This window comes from Novosphingobium decolorationis (assembly GCF_018417475.1).
Classification (GTDB): Bacteria; Pseudomonadota; Alphaproteobacteria; order Sphingomonadales; family Sphingomonadaceae; genus Novosphingobium; species Novosphingobium decolorationis.
In genome coordinates, this window is the sequence record NZ_CP054856.1 from 2,683,011 (window position 1) to 2,696,282 (window position 13,272).

Here is a 13,272-nt window from a genome sequence, read left to right on the forward strand (position 1 = left end):
CGGTCCCCGACATGTTGCATTGCCTCTATAACCGCCATTGCCTCGGAGCAAGAGCGCCCTTGCCTTTGATGCTGCCGCAAACGGGACAGCCCAGGCCGTGGGCGAGCCTGGATCTGGCGCCCTGTAGAGCCGCTGGCAGGTAAACCCGCGATGAATGGTGGCCTGTCCTCGGCCTTGGCCTCCCTCTTGAGCCACGCCGGTGCGATCACCATTTCCCCTTCCGGCTCAGACTGTGTTAAGAAGAATCGTGCAAGACCAAGACGCCATGATCATGGCCAGTGCGCTGGCCACCACACGGGAGTGCCTCGACGTGACCGCGCAGACCCCTGCTCCACCCCCGACAGAAGCCCCGGCCGCTTCGCGCGGCGGTGTGCGAGCCGGTGCCCTGCTGGCAGGATCGGTCGGTCTGCTCGCGCTGCCCAGCGCAGTCATGGCCTTTTCCGCGTCGTTCCATGGCGAGGATCCGCAAGGCGAAAGCCTGGGCTCGCTGGAATCGCAGGCCTCGGGCGAAACGCTCTCGCGCGCGGTTGCCATGCGCTCGCTCGCCAAGGGCGGCGAATTCGCCTTCACCCCGGCCGGTACCCCGCATCGCCCCGAACGCTCGGTGCTGGTGGTCGTGCGCGACGATCCGGTCGCGGCCAAGGCGATCATCGTGCGCGGACGCTATCAAGCGCCCAAGGCGGAAAGCCCGCGCGCAGCCGCCAATCCGCAGATCGCCGCCAGTTCGTTCAGCCTGGGTACGTCGCGCGGGTACCAGAACTTTGCACAGGACCTCGTCAAGCCTTCGGAGAAGCGCTCCGTGGCCGCCCTGCCCGACCTCCAGTCCTACAGCCTGACGCCGGGCACCAGGGAGGAAAAGGAATCGCGCTTCACCCCCCGCATCTCGATCGACGAGAAGCGCGCGGCGGGGCGTGCCCCCCGCACCTTCGCGGGGATCGAAGGCGAGGTGGACCTGGGCGGCGCCTACCGCGTGGCCAAGAACCTCAACGTCACGGCGGGCGTGCGTTACTCGCAGGACCGGGAACGCCTGCAGCCGCTCACCGATGGCCGCCAGGACAGCCAGGCGGTCTATGTCGGAACCCAGTTCAGCTTCTGACACTATTGCTAAATTGTTGAAATGTGACCGCTAGCTGCCTGTAATTCGCAGGCACGCAAGCGCAGTTGCACTTGTCGCACCCTTAATTCGCCAGGGCGAATGCAAATATCGCCACACTGAGCTTGCCGCATTCCTATTCCTTTCTTAGCAATGTGCTTGGTGGATGCACACGAAAGCGAAAGGCTGAATATGGCACGCGTTGCGATTGTTACTGGCGGCACCCGCGGTATCGGAGAGGCTATTTCCCTGGCTCTGCAGGACAGGGGCCACAAGGTTGTTGCGAGCTACGCAGGCAACGATGAAAAGGCCAAGGCCTTTACCGACAAGACGGGAATCCCTGCCTACAAGTGGGACGTGGGCGACCACGAAGCGACGCTCGAAGGCGTGGCCCGGGTCGCCGAGGAAGTCGGTCCGGTCGACATCGTCGTCAACAACGCGGGTATCACCCGCGACGGCGTGCTCCACAAGATGAGCTTCGAGGACTGGAACGAGGTGATGCGCATCAACCTCGGCGGGTGTTTCAACATGGCCAAGGCCACCTTCCCCGGCATGCGCGAGCGCAAGTGGGGCCGCATCGTCAACATCGGCTCGATCAACGGCCAGGCCGGCCAGTACGGCCAGGTCAACTACGCCGCGGCCAAGTCGGGCATCCATGGCTTCACCAAGGCGCTCGCCCAGGAAGGCGCCAAGTACGGTGTCACCGTCAACGCGATTGCGCCGGGCTACATCGACACCGACATGGTCGCCGCCGTGCCCGCACCGGTGCTGGAAAAGATCGTCGCCAAGATCCCGGTCGGCCGCCTCGGCCACGCCTACGAGATTGCCCGCGGCGTTGCATTCCTGTGCTCGGAAAACGCCGAGTTCGTGACCGGCTCGACGCTGTCGATCAACGGCGGCCAGCACATGTACTAAAACACCAGGACGGGCGACCTCACCTTTCTCAGCCAAGGCGGCGCGCGGAAGGTGAGGTTGCCGGGATGGGGAGCCCGTGGGCGATGGCCCTCGGCAATCCTCTTTCCCCGACCTGGACTCAGGACATCCAGTATCCAACCACCTTCCAGCGCCCCTCTTCCGGGCTGAGCGAGACGGTCTCGATCACGTTCGCCTTATGGGCGAACGCGCTCTGGAACTTGACCACCTTGAGCCCGCTCGGCGGGCCGGGCACGGCCTCTTCGCCCAGCAGGCGGCGGGTGACGACCTCGCCGAGCGGCGGGCGCACCTGGCCCGCAAGGCTTGCCCAGCGCGCGGCCGTATTCTGAGCCTGGAAGGCCTCTCCGGTTTCGGCCCAGCTCTTTTCCCATTCGCCTTCGTCGACAAGGTGCAGCCAGGCGCGCGCCGAGGCGACCGGCGCGCTCTCCACGCCGTGCGCCTCGGGTGCGGATTGAAGGGAGGCGGACGGGGACAGCATCAGAAGAGCGGCAACAAGGGCAAACGACATGGCAAGGACTCCACCGAGCGCCCAGACAAGAAGGGACCGGGTCTTCGAAGCGCGTTTCGGCTCCTCCCGGTCTGCTGTGCGATCCGGGCCGGGCGCAGCCCCCATTTCCGTGTCCCCTTGCAATTTGGGGGTCGAGTCCGCTCCCAGCCCCTCTTCGCGATCCAGGAGCAGACGGGCGGCCTCCCGGCTGCTCGAGACCGCCATCTTGCGACGCGCGTTGCGCAGGCGCTCGTGAATCGTGTGGACCGACAATTCGAAGTGGCGCGCCAGCGACTTGGCGTCATGCCCGCGCGCCATCAGCCGCAGCGTTTCCTTCTCCCGCTCAGTGAGGGCCGCGTACCCGTCCTGAAGGTCCCCTTCTGCCATGATCCCATCTGTCTCCACGCGTAATCGCAATCACTTGCCCCGCAAAGCCTAGGGAGCGAACCGCATACAGGGCACCCCAAAAAAATCGTAGGCGGCCCGGGGGCGTGCCCCTATTGCAGGGGGATGGTCTCCCCCTTTCACCCGCCCGTCAAACGCTCGGTGGAAATCGCCGGACACAAGACCTCGATCAGCCTGGAACCGGTGTTCTGGGACGCGCTGGTCTCGGCCGCCGAGGAAGAGCGCGTGCCGATCAACGCGCTTGTCGCGCGCATCGACCTCGAACGCGCGCAGGCCGAAGTGCCTCCCGGCCTTGCCAGCGCGATCCGCGTCTGGCTGATGCTGCGCTTTGCAAGTTCGGTGACCCCGCTTGAAGAGTGAGGAGACACGGGAATCAGAAGAATAGTTCCGAGGGCCATCGCCCTCGGGCTCCCGGAACTGTCCAGTTCACCTTCCGCGCGCACCCTTGGCTGGGAGCGGTGAAGTAGATAGTTCCGGGGTCAACGGGCAATGGCCCCTTGAATCCGGCTTTCCTTCTCTCTTCGCCTTCCAACGCCCCAACGGGAAAGGGGCGGACAGCCTTTCGGCCCCGCCCCTCGGGTACGCTGCATCAGGGACATGCACGTGTAATCAGTAGTTGGCGACCGCGTCGCTGGCCGGGAAGGTCTCGTCGAGCGCTTCGTCGGTCTTGGACCACGTCCTGGGCGTGGTTTCCATGTTCGCGGCACCGGCATCGCGGACCTTGGGCGTCTCGCCCTTGTCCTTCTGCGTGTACTTGTAGAACGCGTAGCCTGCCGCACCGAGCGCGGCCATTCGCATAAGGCCCATTGTCCAATCTCCTCTCAGGCGCCCTTGCGGGCGTTTGATGGGAAAATGCACAAGGGGCCCGTGCGGTTCCTCAATCGGCGCCGATACGTTCAATCTGTGCGCCGAGCAGCGCCAGTTTCTCTTCCAGACGCTCGTATCCGCGGTCGAGGTGGTAGAGGCGGTGCACCTGGGTCTCGCCCTCGGCGGCCAGCCCCGCGATCACAAGACTCATCGAGGCGCGCAGGTCCGTCGCCATGACCTCGGCGCCGGTCAGCGTGTCGACGCCATGGACGATGGCCGTGCGGCCCTTGGTCTCGATATGCGCGCCCATGCGGTTGAGCTCGGGCACGTGCATGTAGCGGTTCTCGAAGATCGTCTCGGTCAGAACGCTGGAGCCTTCCGCCTTGCACAGAAGCGCCATGAGCTGGGCCTGCATGTCGGTGGCAAAGCCCGGGAACGGGGCGGTCGAGAGCGTAACCGGACGCAAGGGGCCATTGGCCGCGACGTAGAGGCCGTCCTCACGCGGCTCGACAAGCACGCCCGCATCGCGCAGCGCCTGCACGGTTGCTTCCATATCCTCGATCCGCGCGCCCTTGAGGAGGACCTCGCCGCCCGTGATCGCCGCCGCGCAGGCATAGGACCCCGCCTCGATGCGGTCGGGCATGACCATGTAGGTCGCCCCATGCAGGCGCGGCACGCCATGGATGGTAAGGTCCGACGTGCCGATGCCCTCGATCCGGGCGCCCATCGCGGTGAGCAGATTGCACAGGTCGACGATTTCCGGTTCGCGCGCGGCGTTGTGGAGCGTCGACTTGCCCTTGCACAGGACCGCAGCCATCAGCGCGTTCTCGGTCGCGCCGACCGAGACCACCGGGAACGAGAAGCGTCCGCCCGGAAGGCCGCCCTCGGGTGCAATCGCCTTCACGTAGCCCGCCGCCATCTCGATCTGCGCGCCGAGCGCTTCGAGCGCCTTCAAATGCAGGTCGATCGGGCGGTTGCCGATGGCGCAGCCACCGGGCAGCGAGACAGTCGCCTCGCCCATGCGCGCCAGCATCGGGCCGAGCACCAGGATCGAGGCGCGCATCTTGCGGACCAGATCGTAGGGGGCAACCGTGCTGGTGATACGGGTGGCCTGCAGGGTCATCACCCGGCCGAAATCCTCCGGCCGCGAGCCCGCGATGGCCGTCGAGATGCCGAACTGGTTCATCAGGTGCTGGAAGCCGTCGATGTCCGCGAGACGCGGCAGATTGCGCAGCGTCAGCGGCTCCTCGGTCAGGAGGGCGCAGGGCAGCAGCGTGAGCGCTGCGTTCTTGGCGCCGGAAACGGGAATAGTGCCGGAAAGGCGTTTGCCGCCTTGAATAACGATCTTGTCCATCCCCACCCATTTAGCGTGATTTGGCGCGCCAGCAAGCGCGCAACCATTGGCCGCTTCATGTGTTTGTGGAAGGGCTTGGTTGCACTGCAGCGCCGAAAACGCTTTAATTGCTTTGCAACATCTGAAGGGTACTGCGAGGTCCATGACTGCCAACAACTTCCGAAAGCCAGTCCGCAAAGCCGTATTCCCGGTGGCCGGACTTGGAACCCGCTTCCTCCCCGCAACTAAAGCCATTCCAAAAGAGCTTCTCCCCGTCGTAGATCGCCCGCTTATTCAGTATGCGGTCGACGAAGCGCGCGAAGCGGGTATCGAGGAATTCGTATTCGTGACTGGTCGCGGCAAGACCGCGATTGTCGAGCACTTCGATACGGCCTATGAACTCGAAGCCACGATGAGCGGTCGTGGTAAATCACTCGAACCGCTCGAGCCCACGCGCATGAAGCCCGGCAACCTCGTCACCGTGCGCCAGCAGGTGCCGCTGGGCCTGGGCCACGCGGTCTGGTGCGCCCGCGCGGTCACCGGCGATGAACCCTTCGCGATCTTCCTGCCCGACGAACTCATGTACGGCTCGCCGGGCTGCATGGCCCAGATGATCGAGGCCTACAACGAAGTCGGCGGCAACCTGGTTTCGGTGCTGGAAGTGCCCGAGAACGAGGTTTCCAGCTACGGCGTCATCAAGCCCGGTGCGGTGAATGGAAAGCTGACCGAAGTGAAGGGCCTCGTCGAGAAGCCCAAGGTGGAAGACGCGCCCTCCAACAAGATCGTCTCGGGCCGCTACATCCTCCAGCCCGAAGTCATGGGCCTGCTCGCCAGCCAGGACAAGGGCGCGGGCGGCGAAATCCAGCTGACCGACTCGATGGCCAAGCTGATCGACACCCAGCCCTTCCACGCCGTCACCTTCGAGGGCCAGCGCTTCGACTGCGGCTCGAAGCTGGGCTTCGTCGAAGCGACGCTCTCGATTGCTCTCGACCGCGAGGACATGGGCGAGGACGTTCGCGCGATGGCCAAGCGCATCCTGGGCTGATTGGCCCGGACCTTGCTGCAAAAAAGGGCGCTGTTCACACGAACAGCGCCCTTTTTTGATGTGCCAGACAGAGATATCCGAGGGCCATCGCCCTCGGGCCCCCGAACTGGCTGCCGCATCTTTCTCCCGCCCAGCTGGCTGGGGAAGGTGAGGTCGCCCGTTCTGGGGTCAAGGGGCAATGGCCCCTTGAAATGGAACCTTACTCAGAAGCCGGAATGACCTTGATCCCAAGCGGCGCGGCGCCGTTGACGATGGCCACGAGGCGGTCGATGTTAGGGTGCGCACCCGGATTGGCCTGGGCGTCCTCGACCATCTCGGCGAAGATGGCGAGGCCATGGTCCGCGGCCTTGGCATCAAGCGTCCCAAATTCCTGCTGGAGATACTGGTAAAGCGCCAGCGAGCCCTTCTTGCCGGGCGCATTGGGGATCGTGTCGAGCACGGTCCCGGTCCCATCGACGAAGTCGATGCGCTCCACGCCCTCGATCGAGGGAAGCTGGGCGAGGTTGTCCTTGAAGGTGTCGGTGGGGGTAATCATCGGCGGCCTTTCCGCAAGAATTCGTCAGGGTTCAAGGCCGCGCCCGTAGCAGCGCCCTGCCCCGCCGACCATCCTTGGCGGCCAGCTTCGCGCCAGACGGTTACTTGCGAACCGGATCGGCGAGGCGCCCCATGATCGCGGCGACATAGGCCTGGGTCTCGCGGATGCGGGGAATGCCACCCGCCTGCGCCACCCGCCGGGGGCCTGCGTTGTAGGCCGCAAGCGCCTTCTCGATATCCCCGCCGAAGGTGTCGAGCTGCTCGCGCAGATAGCGCGCGCCGCCCTCCAGGTTCGCGTGCGGGTTGTCGGCATCGACGCCCATCTGCTGCGCGGTCCCCGGCATGAGCTGGGCAAGGCCGCGTGCACCCGCGTGCGAGCGGGCCCCCTCGTTCCAGCGGCTTTCCTGCCAGACCACGGCTTCGAGAAGCGCAGGGCTGATGTCGTACTTGGCCGCAAGCTGCGCGACATGCGCGCGCCAGCGTTCAGGCCCGGCCGCATCGAGCGCCTGTGTGAGCGAAGCCTGGTCGATGGCGAGCGCGCCCTCGTCCAGGGCCAGATCCGGCTCGGCGTTCGGCTGCGGGCCACCTGCCACCCACTGTGCGCCCGACTGCCCGACCTCGAGCACGTCGGCCTGCGCGGGAAGCGCACTGAACACAGCAAGACCGGTGGCGCCTGCCACCAGTGCGAATCGCTTGCCGCGATGCCGTGCCCACCCGTGTTTCATGCCCTGTTCCTTACTCCAGGAACGCGGCGGCGGACAGGCTCTTTGCAGCCCACCCGCCGCGCGCCGTCAGTCGAGCTTCAGCGCCGCGCGAATGGCGTCCCAGGCGACCAGCTTGAAGTTCTGGGCATGGGGCGCGTTGTCGCCGTCCTGCGCCATGAACAGGCCGCCCGGATACTTCGGGCCGAAGTCACCCAGCGCAACTTCGATCCCGTCGGTCTCACTGGTGCCGCCAAGTTCACCGCCGTTGATGCGGAAGCGCCCGGCGTAGACGCCATCGGGCAGCGTGAAGACCGCATAGGCGCTGTCGCCCTGGCTGGAGGCGATGAGCCAGGCCTTACCGTCCTCGCCGCGCGCCAGGGCCAGGCCCTCGACATCGTCGACAAGACCGTCCCTGGCCCCGACTTTCGCCAGCGCCTCGGGCACGAGCGTGGCCGCGCCAAGCGCGACCTGCCAGATCCCCACGTCCTCCTCGGCGAGGTAGAGCGTATGGGTGGCATCGTCGATCACGCAGCCCTCGGCCTGCGTCGCGACCTTGACCTCGCGCGTGAAGGCGGCGCGGATACGACCATCCGCCTCGGTGAGCGCGCTCTCGGCCACGGTCCCGTCCTTCATCACGACGTAGGCGCGGGCCAGTTCCCCCTCGCCCAGCGGCGCGCCCATGCAGAAGCCATAGGCCTCCATCGCGCGGTGCCCCGATGCAAGGAAGCTCTGCGTTCCCAGGTCGCGCAGTTTGCCGGTCGCCGTATCGAGCCAGAACAGCGCGATGCGCGGCTCGGCCTCATCGCCCCGGTCGCTGGCGGCCACCAGCACCGCCGTCTGCCCCGAAGCCAGAGTGACCTCGCGCAGGTCGACGTTGTTGAGGCGGCCCGCAGCGGCAAAATCGCGCACCTCGCCGTCCAGCCCATAGACGTAGAGACCCGCCTTCTTGTCGGTGCCCAGCACCAGACTTGCGGCCGGATCGCCCCGGTTGCGCCAGATGGCCGGGTCATCGGCCGCATCGTCGTTGACCGTGCCCACCGGCTTCGTCTCGCCGCTAGCGGGCACCTCGACGGCGGGGAGCCGCACGGCCGGTTCCTCGGGGGTGGTCGCACAGGCGCCAAGCAGAAGGGCCGGGAGCAATGCGCCCGACCCCTGCTTCACGATCATGCTGAGAGTCGTGAAAGATGTTCTCATCAGAAGTTCACCCGTGCACCGAACTTCACCGTGGGACCATACTTCTCGAACTGCAGCAGGCGCTGCGCGCCGGCAAGGTTCTGGTAGGCGAAGTACTTGGCGTTGTTGATGTTGATGACGTCGAGCGTGAGGCGCACGTTCTCGGTGACACGCACCTTGCCCGAGAAGTCGAGCTGGAAGTGGTTGTCGACGTAGCGGTCCTCGGTCACGTCGTCGCCCACCTCGTCGAGGTAGCGATCGCGGTAGGTGCCCGAGAAGCGCAGGTTGAGCGGGCCCTTCTGGTAGCCCAGCACCGCGTTGAAGGTGTTCTTCGAGGTGCTCGGCAGCGAGATCGAACGCCCATCGGCCAGCTCACCCTTCGAGTGGGTGTAGGTGTAGTTGACCTGGGTCAGCAGGCCGTCGAAAGGCGCGGGCAGCATCGAGAAAGCCTGGCTGTAGCTGGCCTCGAAGCCCACGATCTCGGCGGTCTCGCCGTTGAGCGCGGTGCGGAACTCGTCGTAGGTGCGGCCCTCGTAGGTGTAGTCGTCGAAGGTCTGCGTGTAGGTGTAGTTGTCGATCGACTTGTAGAAGCCGTTGAAGGTCAGCGCGCCGTTCGAGGAGAAGTAGTACTCCACGCCCGCATCGAAGTTCCACGACATGAAGGGCTGAAGGTCGGGGTTGCCGAACTCGGCCTCGTTGTCCTCGTTGACGATGTTGCGCGGAGCCAGCTCGGAGAACTTGGGGCGCACGAGGCTCTTCGAGCCGGCAATACGCGCCACGATGTTGTCCTGCGGCGAGTAGCGCAAGGTCAGGCTGGGCAGCCAGTCGGTATAGCTGCGCTTGTAGCGCAGGGCTTCGACCGGAGGCAGCTCGAAGTTGTCCTCGTCGTCCGTGACGGTGCTGCCTTCAAGCGTGTTCTTCGTGTGCTCCATGCGCACGCCGCCCACCACGCGCAGGTCGCTCGAGTCCCAGCGGGCAAGTGCATAACCGGCGTAGATGTCTTCCTTCACGCGGTAATCGCTGACCGCCGAGTCGTAGGCCGAGCCGTAGGTGTCGATTTCCAGCGTGTCGCCGTACTGCGCGAGGAAGTCCTTGCCCGCACCCTTGTAGCTGACGGGGCCCAGGTCGATGTCGGCGAGGCGATAGGTCTGCTCGCCCGTCCAGCCGTCCATCGTGTAGGGAATGTCGCCGTCCTTGTAGGTGGTGACATTGAAGTCATAGGACTTCGTGCGCCAGCGCGCCTTGCCGCCTGCCTGCAGGGTCAGGTCGCCGGTGCCCATCGCGAAGGTGCGCGCAAGGTCGGCCTTGATCGCCCATTCCTCGTCCTGGCTGTCCGAGAGGGTGGTGTGGTCGATCTTGTCGAATTCATAGGAGTCCGGATCGTTGAGCAGCGCCGCACCGCTCGAGGCGGTGTAAGTCGGCACGCGCGGATCCGAGTAGTCCCAATCGATGGTCAGGCCATCGCCTTCGAAATCGCGCTTGAAGCGGATCGGGTCGACCGAGTTGTTCTCCAGTTCGGTGGACTTCGACCAGCTGGCAACCCAGTTGAACTTCCAGGTGCCGGTGTCGGTGTCGCTGCCCAGGGCAACGGTGCGGATACGCTGGCGCTCGAAGCGGTCCTTGAGATCGCGCTCGACGGTGATCTCGCCGTCCTCGTCGCTGAAGCTTGGGCCGTTCGCACCGAAGGCGCTCGGATCCTCGCCGAAGTCGAAGGTGGTGCGGTTGCGGTACTCGTGGTCGTCGAACTGGCTCCACACGCCCTTGATGTAGGCGGTGGTGGTGTCCGAGGCGCGCCAGTCGAAGTTGAGGTTGGCGTTGAGGCGCTTACGCTTCACGTCGTAGTCGCGGTACTCGACCGTCGGGCTGAACGCCTCGCCGTCGGCCTCGTCCCAGAAGTCGGACTCGACGTTGTCGGTCTCGAACTTGCGCTCGTAGTAGCTCACGCCGCCCGAGATACCGAAGCTGTCGCCGACAGGCGCCGAGAAGCTGAACGCACCCTTGGGGGTGACCGTGTCGGCATAGTCGTTGTAGCTGCCCTCGGCGGTGACCGTGAAGGTCGGCTTCTTGAGGTCGAAGGCGCTGGTGGTCTTGATCTCGATCGAGGCGCCGATGGTGTCGGCGTCCATGTCGGGGGTCAGCGACTTCTTGATGGTGACCGATTCGATGAGGTCGGAGGAGACCACGTCGAGCGCGACGCCGCGCGAATCGGATTCAGGCGCAGGCACGCGCACGCCGTTGAGCGAGGTCGCGTTGAGATCGGGAGCCAGGCCGCGCACCGAGACGTAGCGCCCTTCGCCCTGGTCGTTGAGGATGTTGACGCCGGGCAGGCGGCGCAGCGATTCCGCGACGTTCTGGTCGGGGAACTGGCCGATGGCATCGCGCGTCAGCACCGAGGAGACACCGTCCGCCGCCTTCTGGCGCGAGAGCGAGCTGGCAAGGTTCGCGGTCTGGCCGACGACCAGGATCGCCTCGCCGCCGATGCCGGCAAGCGCAAAGTTGCCCTCGACCCGGCCGGTAGCGGGGACCGAGACGGTCTTGGTCTCGACGATCGCGCCCACATAGGTCACCTCGAGCGTGTAGTCGCCGGCGGGCACATCACCGAAGATGTAGCTGCCATCGCGGCTCGTCTCGACGATGCGGTTGAGCTCGACGATGCGCACGCTCGCGGACTGCAGCGCCCGGGTGCCGGTGGCGTCCGAGACGTGACCGGCGACCTCGCCGGCGTGGGCCATGGCCGGAAATGCGGCGGTGGCGAGCAGCCCTGCAAGAATGCGGACGGAATTTTTCATAAGGAAGAGAGCCCCTGTGTACCCTGATCAAACGTGTTTGAAGGGCCCCCTAAGCGCGCAATATGACAGGCGAATGCTGTTATTCTGTCAGTTCCATGACAGGTGCGACACACTTGCATGACAGCAACCTGCGGGAAACAGGCAGGAAAAAGACGCACTGCAGATGCTGCAATGCGTCATACAGATATATCTGGAAAAAGGAGGAATGGTGCTGCTGGGGAGGATTGAACTCCCGACCTCACCCTTACCAAGGGTGCGCTCTACCACTGAGCTACAGCAGCGCCGAACCGGGCGCTGAAAATTTCAAAGCGCCGTCCTGGAAATGGGCCTCTCTTCGCGGAGAAGTGAAGCGTCCCGAGGACAGGGGGGCGCTATTGGTCGCGCCGGAATGAATTGTCAAGCGCTGCTTGCACTTTCTCGTGCGCAGGGCCATTGCACAGGCCATGAGCGGTCCCGACAAATCCTCTCCCAAGCCCGACAAGTCTGCGGTTTCCGGGGGGAAGAACCTGACTCGCGAGGAACGCCTCGCGGCCAAGCTGCGCGAGAACCTGCGCCGCCGCAAGGCGCAGGCCCGCGCCACTGCCATACCCGAATCGGCCGGATCCGACAGCGAATCGGCAAGCGACTCGCCCTCTCCGCGCGCCGGACACGAATCAGGCAGGCTTCCCAAACCGCCCCCGGAAAGCTAGGGGCTTGCGCCAAGACCCGTAGCCTTGCCCGCGCGGGGCATCAGCCGGATGCCACCGGGGCGACGATACCAGCAAAGGATACCTGCCTTGCCCCGTCTGATCCTTGTCCGCCACGGCCAGAGCCAGTGGAACCTCGAAAACCGCTTCACCGGCTGGTGGGACGTCGATCTTACCGAGAAGGGCGAAGGCGAAGCCCGCGCGGCGGGGCGCCTGCTCAAGGACAAGGGTATCCTGCCTACCGTCGCGTTCACCTCGCTGCAGACCCGCGCGATCAAGACGCTGCACTTCGCGCTGGAAGAGGCGGGCATCCTGTGGATCCCGGAGACCAAGGACTGGCGCCTGAACGAGCGTCACTACGGCGGCCTCACCGGCCTCAACAAGGCCGAGACCGCCGAGAAGCACGGCGAGGACCAGGTCAAGATCTGGCGCCGCAGCTTCGACACGCCCCCGCCGGTGCTCGAACGCGGCAGCGAGTTCGACCTCGCCTCCGACCCGCGCTACGCCGGGATCGACGTGCCCCAGACCGAGAGCCTCAAGGACACCATCGCGCGCGTCCTGCCCTATTACGAGAGCTCAATCGTGCCGCACCTCAAGACGAGCGCGGACGCCTGCGTGATCGTCTCCGCGCACGGCAACTCGCTGCGCGCGCTGGTGAAGCATCTGTCGGGCATCTCCGATGAAGAGATCACCGGCCTCGAGATCCCGACCGGCCAGCCGATCGTCTACGACCTCGACACCGACCTTGCGGTTCTCGACCGCTACTACCTCTCGGAGCGTTGAGATGAGCGAGAAGCCCCGCGTCGCCATCATCATGGGCAGCCAGTCGGACTGGCCGACGATGCAGCGCGCCGCCGACATGCTCGACACGCTCGAGGTCACCTACGATGCCCGCATCGTCTCGGCCCACCGCACGCCCGACCGCCTCGTCGACTTCGCCAAGAGCGCGGAAGAGGAAGGGTTCAAGGTCGTGATCGCAGGTGCCGGCGGTGCCGCCCACCTGCCGGGCATGGTCGCCTCGATGACCCATCTTCCGGTGTTGGGCGTTCCGGTCCAGAGCCGCGCGCTCTCGGGCCAGGACAGCCTTCTCTCGATCGTGCAGATGCCCGCCGGCATCCCGGTCGGCACGCTCGCCATCGGCGAGGCGGGTGCGGCCAATGCCGGCCTGCTCGCCGCCTCGATCCTCTCGACCTCGGACGAGGGCCTCGCCGACCGGCTCAAGGCCTTCCGCGCAAAGCAGACGCAGAGCGTCGCCGAGCGCCCGACGTCCGACTGATCCACCC

At 65.5% G+C, this 13,272-nt stretch carries 14 protein-coding genes and 1 tRNA gene; 7 read left to right on the forward strand and 8 right to left on the reverse strand.

Going from position 1 to position 13,272, the window contains the following annotated elements; genetic code table 11:
* Positions 1-265 precede the first annotated feature (265 nt).
* Both HT578_RS12475 and phbB read left to right on the forward strand, forming a co-directional pair.
* The gene (locus HT578_RS12475) at positions 266-1,096 is read left to right on the forward strand and encodes a cupin domain-containing protein (RefSeq protein WP_239026272.1); all 831 of its coding nucleotides are present in this window, start codon (positions 266-268) and stop codon (positions 1,094-1,096) included.
* A 189-nt stretch (positions 1,097-1,285) separates the two neighbouring features.
* On the forward strand, positions 1,286-2,008 hold the full coding sequence (gene phbB, locus HT578_RS12480) for an acetoacetyl-CoA reductase (RefSeq protein ID WP_213499819.1): 723 nt from the start codon (positions 1,286-1,288) through the stop codon (positions 2,006-2,008).
* A 118-nt stretch (positions 2,009-2,126) separates the two neighbouring features.
* Here the strand turns inward: phbB and HT578_RS12485 are convergent, their stop codons facing one another.
* Positions 2,127-2,900, reverse strand: coding sequence for a helix-turn-helix domain-containing protein (locus HT578_RS12485; protein ID WP_213499821.1), 774 nt, complete (start codon positions 2,898-2,900; stop codon positions 2,127-2,129).
* Positions 2,901-3,023: 123 nt separating this feature from the next.
* Here HT578_RS12485 and HT578_RS12490 point away from each other — a divergent pair, with 123 nt between their 5' ends.
* A complete protein-coding gene (locus HT578_RS12490) occupies positions 3,024-3,278 on the forward strand; it encodes a ribbon-helix-helix domain-containing protein (RefSeq protein WP_039390051.1) in 255 nt (84 codons plus the stop codon).
* A 249-nt stretch (positions 3,279-3,527) separates the two neighbouring features.
* Here HT578_RS12490 and HT578_RS12495 read toward each other — a convergent pair whose 3' ends face one another.
* The gene (locus HT578_RS12495; protein WP_039390049.1) at positions 3,528-3,725 is read right to left on the reverse strand and encodes a hypothetical protein; all 198 of its coding nucleotides are present in this window, start codon (positions 3,723-3,725) and stop codon (positions 3,528-3,530) included.
* Positions 3,726-3,795: 70 nt separating this feature from the next.
* Entirely contained in the window at positions 3,796-5,079 is a 1,284-nt protein-coding gene (murA, locus tag HT578_RS12500) for a UDP-N-acetylglucosamine 1-carboxyvinyltransferase (protein WP_039390048.1), read from the reverse strand.
* 142 nt (positions 5,080-5,221) lie between these two features.
* Between murA and HT578_RS12505 the strand changes: the two genes are divergently transcribed.
* Positions 5,222-6,103: a UTP--glucose-1-phosphate uridylyltransferase gene (locus tag HT578_RS12505; protein WP_213499823.1), complete on the forward strand. Its 882-nt coding sequence runs from the start codon at positions 5,222-5,224 to the stop codon at positions 6,101-6,103.
* Positions 6,104-6,302: 199 nt separating this feature from the next.
* On the opposite strand, the gene HT578_RS12510 is transcribed toward HT578_RS12505, so the two are convergent.
* The 5 genes from HT578_RS12510 to HT578_RS12530 form a co-directional block, all read right to left on the reverse strand.
* Positions 6,303-6,638, reverse strand: a complete 336-nt coding sequence (locus HT578_RS12510) for a DUF2322 family protein (RefSeq protein ID WP_213499825.1) — start codon at positions 6,636-6,638, stop codon at positions 6,303-6,305.
* A gap of 100 nt (positions 6,639-6,738) precedes the next feature.
* A complete protein-coding gene (locus tag HT578_RS12515) occupies positions 6,739-7,362 on the reverse strand; it encodes a lytic transglycosylase domain-containing protein (protein WP_213499827.1) in 624 nt (207 codons plus the stop codon).
* A gap of 66 nt (positions 7,363-7,428) precedes the next feature.
* The gene (locus HT578_RS12520; protein WP_213499829.1) at positions 7,429-8,535 is read right to left on the reverse strand and encodes a phytase; all 1,107 of its coding nucleotides are present in this window, start codon (positions 8,533-8,535) and stop codon (positions 7,429-7,431) included.
* Positions 8,535-11,303 (reverse strand): TonB-dependent receptor, encoded by a 2,769-nt coding sequence (locus HT578_RS12525; RefSeq protein WP_213499831.1) that lies wholly within the window; start codon positions 11,301-11,303, stop codon positions 8,535-8,537. Before HT578_RS12525 ends, HT578_RS12520 begins: the two co-directional genes overlap by 1 nt.
* A 206-nt stretch (positions 11,304-11,509) precedes the next feature.
* Positions 11,510-11,584, reverse strand: a tRNA-Thr gene (locus tag HT578_RS12530).
* A gap of 162 nt (positions 11,585-11,746) precedes the next feature.
* Here HT578_RS12530 and HT578_RS12535 point away from each other — a divergent pair.
* The 3 genes from HT578_RS12535 to purE all read left to right on the forward strand — a co-directional run bounded on the left by HT578_RS12535 (position 11,747) and on the right by purE (position 13,265).
* Complete coding sequence (locus HT578_RS12535; RefSeq protein ID WP_239026273.1) at positions 11,747-11,992, forward strand: hypothetical protein; 246 nt, start codon at positions 11,747-11,749, stop codon at positions 11,990-11,992.
* Positions 11,993-12,079: 87 nt separating this feature from the next.
* Positions 12,080-12,772, forward strand: a complete 693-nt coding sequence (gpmA, locus tag HT578_RS12540; RefSeq protein WP_213499833.1) for a 2,3-diphosphoglycerate-dependent phosphoglycerate mutase — start codon at positions 12,080-12,082, stop codon at positions 12,770-12,772.
* Between the two features lies 1 nt (position 12,773).
* Positions 12,774-13,265 (forward strand): 5-(carboxyamino)imidazole ribonucleotide mutase, encoded by a 492-nt coding sequence (gene purE, locus HT578_RS12545; protein ID WP_213499835.1) that lies wholly within the window; start codon positions 12,774-12,776, stop codon positions 13,263-13,265.
* Positions 13,266-13,272 lie beyond the last annotated feature (7 nt).

Coding starts and splice junctions, on each gene's coding strand:
- HT578_RS12475 (WP_239026272.1), top strand. CDS start 266: ATGATCATGGCCAGTGCGCTGGCCACCACACGGGAGTGCCTCGACGTG.
- phbB (WP_213499819.1), top strand. CDS start 1,286: ATGGCACGCGTTGCGATTGTTACTGGCGGCACCCGCGGTATCGGAGAG.
- HT578_RS12485 (WP_213499821.1), bottom strand. CDS start 2,900: ATGGCAGAAGGGGACCTTCAGGACGGGTACGCGGCCCTCACTGAGCGG.
- HT578_RS12490 (WP_039390051.1), top strand. CDS start 3,024: ATGGTCTCCCCCTTTCACCCGCCCGTCAAACGCTCGGTGGAAATCGCC.
- HT578_RS12495 (WP_039390049.1), bottom strand. CDS start 3,725: ATGGGCCTTATGCGAATGGCCGCGCTCGGTGCGGCAGGCTACGCGTTC.
- murA (WP_039390048.1), bottom strand. CDS start 5,079: ATGGACAAGATCGTTATTCAAGGCGGCAAACGCCTTTCCGGCACTATT.
- HT578_RS12505 (WP_213499823.1), top strand. CDS start 5,222: ATGACTGCCAACAACTTCCGAAAGCCAGTCCGCAAAGCCGTATTCCCG.
- HT578_RS12510 (WP_213499825.1), bottom strand. CDS start 6,638: ATGATTACCCCCACCGACACCTTCAAGGACAACCTCGCCCAGCTTCCC.
- HT578_RS12515 (WP_213499827.1), bottom strand. CDS start 7,362: ATGAAACACGGGTGGGCACGGCATCGCGGCAAGCGATTCGCACTGGTG.
- HT578_RS12520 (WP_213499829.1), bottom strand. CDS start 8,535: ATGAGAACATCTTTCACGACTCTCAGCATGATCGTGAAGCAGGGGTCG.
- HT578_RS12525 (WP_213499831.1), bottom strand. CDS start 11,303: ATGAAAAATTCCGTCCGCATTCTTGCAGGGCTGCTCGCCACCGCCGCA.
- HT578_RS12535 (WP_239026273.1), top strand. CDS start 11,747: ATGAGCGGTCCCGACAAATCCTCTCCCAAGCCCGACAAGTCTGCGGTT.
- purE (WP_213499835.1), top strand. CDS start 12,774: ATGAGCGAGAAGCCCCGCGTCGCCATCATCATGGGCAGCCAGTCGGAC.